The organism is Dyadobacter alkalitolerans DSM 23607 (assembly GCF_000428845.1).
Taxonomy (GTDB): domain Bacteria; phylum Bacteroidota; class Bacteroidia; order Cytophagales; family Spirosomataceae; genus Dyadobacter; species Dyadobacter alkalitolerans.
On record NZ_AUAS01000039.1, the window covers coordinates 1 to 7904 of the forward strand.

General features: G+C 46.7%; 6 protein-coding genes. 1 reads left to right on the forward strand and 5 read right to left on the reverse strand.

Annotation, left to right across the window (positions count from 1 at the left end; genetic code table 11):
* The 5 genes from G395_RS30695 to G395_RS0126875 form a co-directional block, all read right to left on the reverse strand.
* On the reverse strand, positions 1–240 hold a 240-nt coding region (locus G395_RS30695), incomplete at its 3' end, for a transposase (RefSeq protein WP_035362187.1).
* A gap of 100 nt (positions 241–340) precedes the next feature.
* The gene (locus G395_RS0126860; RefSeq protein ID WP_026632832.1) at positions 341–1219 is read right to left on the reverse strand and encodes an NAD(P)-dependent oxidoreductase; all 879 of its coding nucleotides are present in this window, start codon (positions 1217–1219) and stop codon (positions 341–343) included.
* 21 nt (positions 1220–1240) lie between these two features.
* On the reverse strand, positions 1241–2854 hold the full coding sequence (locus G395_RS0126865) for an acyl-CoA carboxylase subunit beta (protein WP_026632833.1): 1614 nt from the start codon (positions 2852–2854) through the stop codon (positions 1241–1243).
* Between the two features lie 122 nt (positions 2855–2976).
* Positions 2977–3942 carry an MlaD family protein gene (locus G395_RS0126870; protein WP_026632834.1) on the reverse strand — a complete coding sequence of 322 codons (966 nt, stop codon included), beginning with the start codon at positions 3940–3942 and terminating at the stop codon, positions 2977–2979.
* Positions 3943–3983: 41 nt separating this feature from the next.
* Positions 3984–4778 (reverse strand): N-acetylmuramoyl-L-alanine amidase family protein, encoded by a 795-nt coding sequence (locus G395_RS0126875; RefSeq protein ID WP_026632835.1) that lies wholly within the window; start codon positions 4776–4778, stop codon positions 3984–3986.
* A 75-nt stretch (positions 4779–4853) separates the two neighbouring features.
* Here G395_RS0126875 and G395_RS0126880 point away from each other — a divergent pair, with 75 nt between their 5' ends.
* Positions 4854–7754: a putative LPS assembly protein LptD gene (locus G395_RS0126880; RefSeq protein ID WP_026632836.1), complete on the forward strand. Its 2901-nt coding sequence runs from the start codon at positions 4854–4856 to the stop codon at positions 7752–7754.
* Positions 7755–7904 lie beyond the last annotated feature (150 nt).

Genomic DNA, 7904 nt, shown 5'->3' on the forward strand with positions numbered 1-7904 from the left:
GCTAGAATAGATGTTGCTCATATAGCCAAATACGAGCACTTTTAAGAGCATTTGGGGATGATAACTTGCAGGACCGGTGAGGTAGTAGGCAGCATTGAGCGGCTCTAAATTAATCTTATTGATCACATCGTCTACCACACGCACAACATGCCCCTTGGGGATCAATTCTTCTAGACTGGGAGGGAGCAGCATCAACTGCTGCTGGTGATAGGGCTTAAAATTAGGCTGGCGGCGACCCATTTTTTTCTGAATTGCTTATACCTAAAGATAATCAATTCAGAAAAACTTTACAACCGATAAAAACGAAAAAAGACTGCCTCTTTTGAGACAGCCTCTTTTTTTATGCCCCGGCGTCATCGGACGCACCTTGCGCCAGCGCGCTCCAATCCAGATTATCCCGCTTTTTGGCTAATGCGGAAATAAAACGGTTACGGATCAAGTCCGCCATCGGCATAGGCACATGCACGTCCGAGGCAGTTTGTAATGTTAGGTTAATGTCTTTCAGGCCCAAAGCCAGCTTGAATGCAACCGGTTCGTAAACATTGTTGGCCACGAATTTCCCATAATTCTGAAAGATCGGCGCGGCAAACAATGTTTGAGTCAGCATCTCGTAAATGCTTTGACGGGAAATCCCGTTTTTCTCAGCCATCGTAAATGCTTCGCCCATCATTTCCAAACTCGCTGCGATCATGAAATTCCCGGCCAGTTTGACCACATTCGCAGCGCCGGGATCTTCTCCAAAATCATAAATGCCTTTGACGAATCCCTGCAAAATAGGCTTTGCGATTTCCTTCGCTGCGGCTTTTCCGGAAATGGCAATGTTCCCTACACCGGCAACAACCGCCTCTGGCCTGGCAAAGATGGGCGCGGCAATGTAAGTCGCTTCATACCAGTCGTGTATCTGGCTCATTTGGCGGGAAGTTTCGGGCGAAATGGTGCTCATGGAAATGTGAATACCGCCTTTTCCCAACTTTTCGACCAGCTCCATATTAAAAATTTCCTCGACGACTGAATCATCTGCAAGCACCGAAATCACAATCCCGCCCGTTTCAACGGCATCGATCGCATTCTCAGCGACTTTCGCGCCTAATGTTACCAACGGATCCGCTTTTGAAGCAGTTCGGTTCCAAACGGTTAGCTCGTAGCCGGCCTTAATGAGACTTTCTGCGATGGGTGTTCCCAGGTTACCCAGACCTATAAATGCTATTTTCTGAGACATAATAATGGACGTTTTTTAAAATTAAACCTGCATCACACCCACATTAAAAGGTTTCTCGATGGGAGCCTGATCTGCGGCTGCAATGCCTATGGAGATAATTTTCCGGGTTTCCACCGGATCAATGATGCCGTCGACCCATAACCGTGCCGCGGCGTAATAAGGAGATAATTCCTGGTTGTAACGATCTGTGATTTCGTCGAGCAATGCTTTTTCAGCTTCGGGCGTGATGGTTTCGCCTTTTGCTTTTAATGTTGCTGTTTGCACTTGCAGCAGCGTTTTGGCTGCGGTTGCGCCGCTCATCACCGCCATTTGAGCCGTGGGCCATGCGAAGATCAACCGCGGATCATAGGCCTTTCCGCACATGGCATAATTGCCTGCGCCATAAGAATTCCCTACGATGAATGTGAATTTAGGCACCACAGAATTGGCGACGGCATTCACCATTTTAGCGCCGTCCTTAATGATCCCGCCCTGCTCGGCGCGGCTTCCAACCATGAAACCGGTTACGTCGTGGAAGAAGATAAGCGGAATTTTTTTCTGGTTGCAATTCATGATAAACCGCGCTGCCTTATCAGCCGATTCACCATAAATCACGCCGCCCATCTGCATTTCGCCTTTGCCTGATTTTACCATTTTACGCTGATTGGCCACGATTCCGACAGCCCAGCCATCCACTCGGGCATAACCACAAATCAATGTTTTGCCATAATCGGGCTTGTATTCATCGAGCTCGGAATCGTCCACAATGCATTCCAGAATGTGGCGCATATCGTAGGGTTTGAGCCGGTCGGTGGGAAGTAATGTGTAAATTTCTTCGGGATTGCGTTTGGGTTGTATCGTTGGTTTTTTGTCAAAACCTGCGGAAGCGGGCTTTCCTATTTTGTCAATGTGGCGCTTAATGGCGTCCAGACAGGATTTATCATCGGGAAACTTGTTGTCGGTGACGCCGGAAATTTCGCAATGCATGGATGCGCCGCCCAATGATTCGGAATCCACGTCCTCACCTATGGAGGATTTGACCAGATAAGGACCGGCCAGATAAACGGAACCTGTGCCTTCGACAATGAATGCTTCGTCGGACATGATCGGCAAATAAGCCCCGCCGGCCACGCAACTGCCCATAATAGCCGATATCTGGACTATTCCCATTGCTGACATTTGCGCGTTGTTCCTGAAAATCCTTCCAAAATGCTCCTTATCAGCAAAAACCTCGGCTTGCATAGGCAGATAAACGCCCGCACTATCCACGAGATAAATGACCGGCAGGCGGTTTTCCATCGCAATTTCCTGCGCACGAAGATTCTTTTTGGCCGCAATAGGAAACCATGCGCCTGCTTTTACCGTGGCATCATTGGCCACGATCATACATTGTTTTCCCGAAACATAGCCAATTCCAGCAACCACGCCACCGGATGGGCAACCGCCTTCATCCGCATACATGCCATCCGCAGTGAATGCACCGATTTCCAGAAAATAAGTATCCGTATCGATCAGATAAGCAATGCGTTCGCGCGCTGTGAGCTTGCCTTTTTTATGCTGGGCCTCAATTTTCTTCTGACCGCCGCCAAGTTTTACCTGCTCGTATTTCTCTTGAAGAACCTGGATCAAATGGGGAAGACTTTCTTGACTGGTCATATTGATGAAGTAATGTAATGCGCCACTGGCCGGAAGGTCAGGTTTATTTTCAAAAATAAAAAGTCGTTTACCCGTAAGCAAACGACTTTAATTTTATTTGAAAATGCCTGAAACTGAAATGTCTATTTGATAACCGTGGTCGTGTCGAGCGGGGATTCGGACGGACCTTTGTCTTTTTTACCAAAAACGGAAATGTTAATGTAACGCTTCGGATGTTCGCGCAGGTTGGTCAACAGCTTGTTGAGGCTTACCATCGTGCGGTCAATGTTGTTGTAAAGCGTTTCGTCCTTGATGAGCTTTCCGGCTGTGCCTTTGCCTGATTCCACGCTTGCCAGCAATGTATGCAGTTCACCAATGGTCTTATTTGCATTCTGCACCGTTTCGCCCAGCCGCAAAGCATTAAGCGAGTCTGCTAATGTGCCCGTTTTGGCCAAAAGCGGCTTCAATTCCTTTTCTGTTTCGACGAGGGAAGTGGAAAGTTTGTTCAGATTGGAGGTCAGGGCGACCAGATTGGCGCGGTTTTCATTCAGTAACCCCTGCAAATTCGTCCCGGTCTGGTTGTAGTTCTTCAAAACCTGGTTCAAGATCAAACCGGTTTCTTTAAACCCCATTACCACTACATCCAGGTTCTTAATGAGCGAATCGGCGTGGTTTACGAGCGGTAATGCCTGCTGCTGCAAAACGGCGGAAATGCCCGCTTCCTTTCGCGAAACCAATGTATCGCCATCCTGCAAAGCCGGGCCGGTTCCCATGGCGAGATTAACGACTTTTCCACCCAGTAAACCGCCATCCGCGAGGATTGCAGCCGTTCCCGCAGGAATAACAATACTTTTCTGCACATCGATGCTTACCAGCAACCGGTTCTTCTGATTTTGCAATAATTTAATTTCCTGCACACGGCCCACATTCAAACCATTCAGCAACACCGGATTGGATGCTGTTAGACCGTCAATGTTGTCGTAAACCACGTAGTACTGATGTGTTCTGGAAAAAACGTCGGAGCCTTTTAGGATGTGAAAGCCGAAATATAACATGACAATGGCGAAAACGGCCATTATCCCAACTTTTGTTTCTCTTGATATTTTCATGGGCTAATGTATTGAACTCGAAATATAAGATATTGCCGTATTTACCGGTCCATATCTTTCTTGTATGCCATAAACGCCTGATGAATGGATTCCGCCACTTCTTTCTGGCCTTCTTCTGAACCCAGATATTCCTCTTCATCCGGCGTGGATAAAAAGCCGGTTTCGATCAAAACACTGGGCATAGCACATCTCCATAACACCAAAAACCCGGCTTGTTTTACGCCGCGGCTGTCGCGATCGGACACAGATTGAAATTTCTTTTCAATCAGATCTGCAAGGCGAAGGCTGCTGGAAATAAATGCACTCTGGTAGTTGGCGAGCATGATGTGCGCCAGTGGTGAGTTTGGATCGAAGCCCTTGTATTTTTGCTTATAGTTCGTTTCCTGCAAGATAACCGAGTTTTCACGCTTCGCAACGTCCAGGTTTCCTTGTGTTTTGTGCAAACCCATCACGAATGTTTCCGTTCCTCTCACGGACCGGGAGCTGGGTGTTGCATTGCAATGGACCGAAATAAAAAGGTCGGCATTGTTGCGGTTTGCAAAAGCAGAGCGCTCACCTAACTCAATAAAAACGTCAGTTGATCTGGTATATAGTACTTTTACTTCAGGAGTTTCTTCTTTGATCTTTCGCCCGAGTTCAAGTGCAACTGCCAGTGCTACGTCTTTTTCTTTGGTAACACGTCCGCGCGTCCCGGGATCTTTACCGCCATGGCCTGCGTCGATGACCACCGTTTTTACTTTGCTGGATCTGGCCGGTGCGGCATCATCTTGAATTACAAAAGCGAGGCTTACAAAAAGGACACTTACTACAATTACTAATTTAAGAACTTTTAACATTATTTTTTAATTAGGGCGTTACTCGTTAGAGGTTTCTCTGCTAATTTTGAAATTCGTTATGCAAAAATACGCTATTTGTTAGAACTGAAAAGAAAGGCGATTATTATATCGTCAGTAGTGGCAGCGTTTCTTATATTCAGCACAGTCGCCTGTGTACAGCAACGCACTAAGAGAACCGGGAAAAATCAGGGTAAGCCGAACGTCACAACTTCTGCCAAACAGACAGCGGACTCTCTCCTTGCTGTAAAAAAACAAGCTGGCATCGACACAACCGGTGCCGGGAAGAATGCTGCGTCCGTTAATGGTGCAATTGCAGGTGGCGATACTTCCCTCACTAACAAAGGGTTAACAGATTCCACCGCGGTAGACTCTTTATCAAATCCGGACGATCTTCAAAACACTGTTAAATATACGTCAGAGGATTCGACGATCACGGATGCGGTTTTAAAGCAGGTCCATTTGTATGGAAATGCAGAAGTGACTTACGGGACCATTAACCTTAAAGCCAGTTATATACGACTCAACTGGATTACCAATGAAGTTTACGCCGTTGGAACCACTGATCCTGCTGACTCTACTTCGAAGAAAACGATCGGCGATCCCATATTTCAGGATGGGCCTGAGACTTACAACACCAAAGAGATCCGGTATAATTTCAAGACAAAAAAGGCCTTGATTCAGGGCATTGTAACCCAGGAAGGGGATGGGAACATTCGCGGTGAAAAGGTAAAAAAGGATGCGGAAGGCAATTTTTACATCCGCCATTCCATGTATACAACCTGTAATCTAACGCACCCGCATTACTACATCAATGCGCCGAAGATAAAAATGGTGAATAAAAAACAGGTCATTTCCGGGCCATTCAACCTGGTAATCAGCGATGTTCCGTTGCCTATTGCGCTTCCTTTTGGTTTTTTCCCTTTTCCAAAAAAGAAAGAAAACGGAACTTCCGGAATTCTTTTCCCTACATATGGTGAGGAGCCTAATGGACGCGGGTTCTACCTGCGGGAAGGTGGTTATTACTTTGCAATCAGCGAATACATCAATGCATCAGTAACCGGGCAAATTTACTCAACCGGAAGCTGGGGTTTGGGCGTGGCTTCCACGTATTCCAGGCGTTACCAGTACAATGGTAATTTCGCATTGCGGTTTAATAAAAATAAGTCGAGTGATGAAGTGGACAGGGATCTTGGCCGCGGACAAACCAATGATTTCAGCATTATATGGTCGCATGCGCCGAGGCCGCGCGGGAATTCGCAGTTTTCTGCAAATGTGAATGTGAGCAGCAACAGTTACAACCAGTTACAGGAATTTGAAACCAATAAATACATTTCCAATGTCGCAAGTTCGTCTGTTCAGTATAACCGTACTTTCGGGCAGTTCATGCGCGCTGCGGCGAGTTTGCGTGTAAACCAGAATTTCGGGCAAATTGATCCTGCTGACGGAAGAAAGAAAAATGGTAAGACCAACGTTTCGACCGATTTCAGCTTTGGCGTAAACCAGATTGCGCCTTTCGCATTAAAAGGCGGGCGGGGACGCTGGTATGAAAGCTTCCGTCTGGGACTTGATTTCAGTGGTAACTACGCATTGACCAACTCGCTGACTGCGATAGATACTTCTTCATCAAGTCTGGGCTTCTCGATCATTAACGATGTTGATCCGACACGCGCTAACAAAACCAAAGTAGTTGAATTTAATCTCAACAACCTTCCCCAAATGTTGAAGGATGCGCAGTTCACGGGTCGTTACAGCCTGCCGATTTCGCTTCCTAACTTCAAAGTTTTACGATTTGTGAATGTTACGCCGAGCCTTTCCCTGCAAGGTGAAGTTTTTACCAAACAATACGCTTACTCGGTTGAGAAAAACCAGGTCCGCATTGATACATTAAGGCAGGCCGGAACGGAATATTCTTACAACTTCGGTGCGGGTGTCAATACGCGTTTTTACGGAACATTCTTCGTTAAAGGCAAGCGACTGGAAGCAATCCGCCACACGGTTATCCCTTCATTATCATTCACTTACACGCCGGATTTCACGGGAGATGCTTTTGGTTTTTATCAAAAAGTAAACATTAAAAACCGCGGCCTGGACCGGGAATACTCATTGTCCAGGTTTAGGGGCGTGGGAACGGGCGTGAGCAACGGGCAGGCTTCGAGTGTCGTTTCTTTTAGTTTGAACAACTCATTTGAAATGAAACTCAAAACAAAAAGCGACACGGCTGCGCAACAGTTTGAAAAAGTGTCGTTGCTGGACAACCTGAGTTTGGGAGGAAATTACAACCTGCTGGCCGATTCGCTGAACCTGTCCAACATTACGGTGAACGCCAATGCAAGAATTGGTAAGAACCTGAACTTGAACTTCAATATGAACCTGGATCCTTACGCATATGAGGCGAATCCACGGGTGTTGAGCAATCAGGTGGGAACGAGGGTGAATAAATATGCCATTACGCAAGGTCAGGGATTGGCCAACCTGCAAAACCTGGGCTTCACATTGGGGACCAGCTTTGCACCGAAAAGCTCTGACAAGACAAAACCTGTGGTGCCGCCAGCGAACGGAAACCCGACCGTTACTGAGGAGCAGCGTGAGTTTATCGCCCAAAACCCGGAACTCTATGTAGATTTCAATATTCCCTGGAATGTGTCGCTGAACTATAACTTCGGCCTCACTAAGCCCGGACTTTCCAGAGCACAACTCATTCAGGCCGTTCAGGTTACGGGGGACCTCAGTTTGTCTAAAAACTTCAAGGTCAGTGTAAATACGGGTTTCGACTTCACTGCATTTGAGCCTACGATCACGTCCTTAACCCTTTACCGCGACCTGCATTGCTGGGATATGAGTTTCAGCTGGACGCCGTTTGCGGGAAGTGCTTCGCGTGTAAGCAATTACAACTTCACCTTGAAAGTAAAATCGAGCATTCTTCAGGATTTGAAAGTGACACGCCGCCGTTCATTCTACGACAGGTCTGCTTACTAGCATTAGGGGTTAACATTCAGCTCAGGCAGCAGCACTACATTTAATTTAAGGCACAAAAAAAAGAGGCTGTCTCAAAAGAGGCAGTCTTTTTTCGTTTTTATCGGTTGTAAAGTTTTTCTGAATTGATTATCTTTAGGTATAAGCAATTCA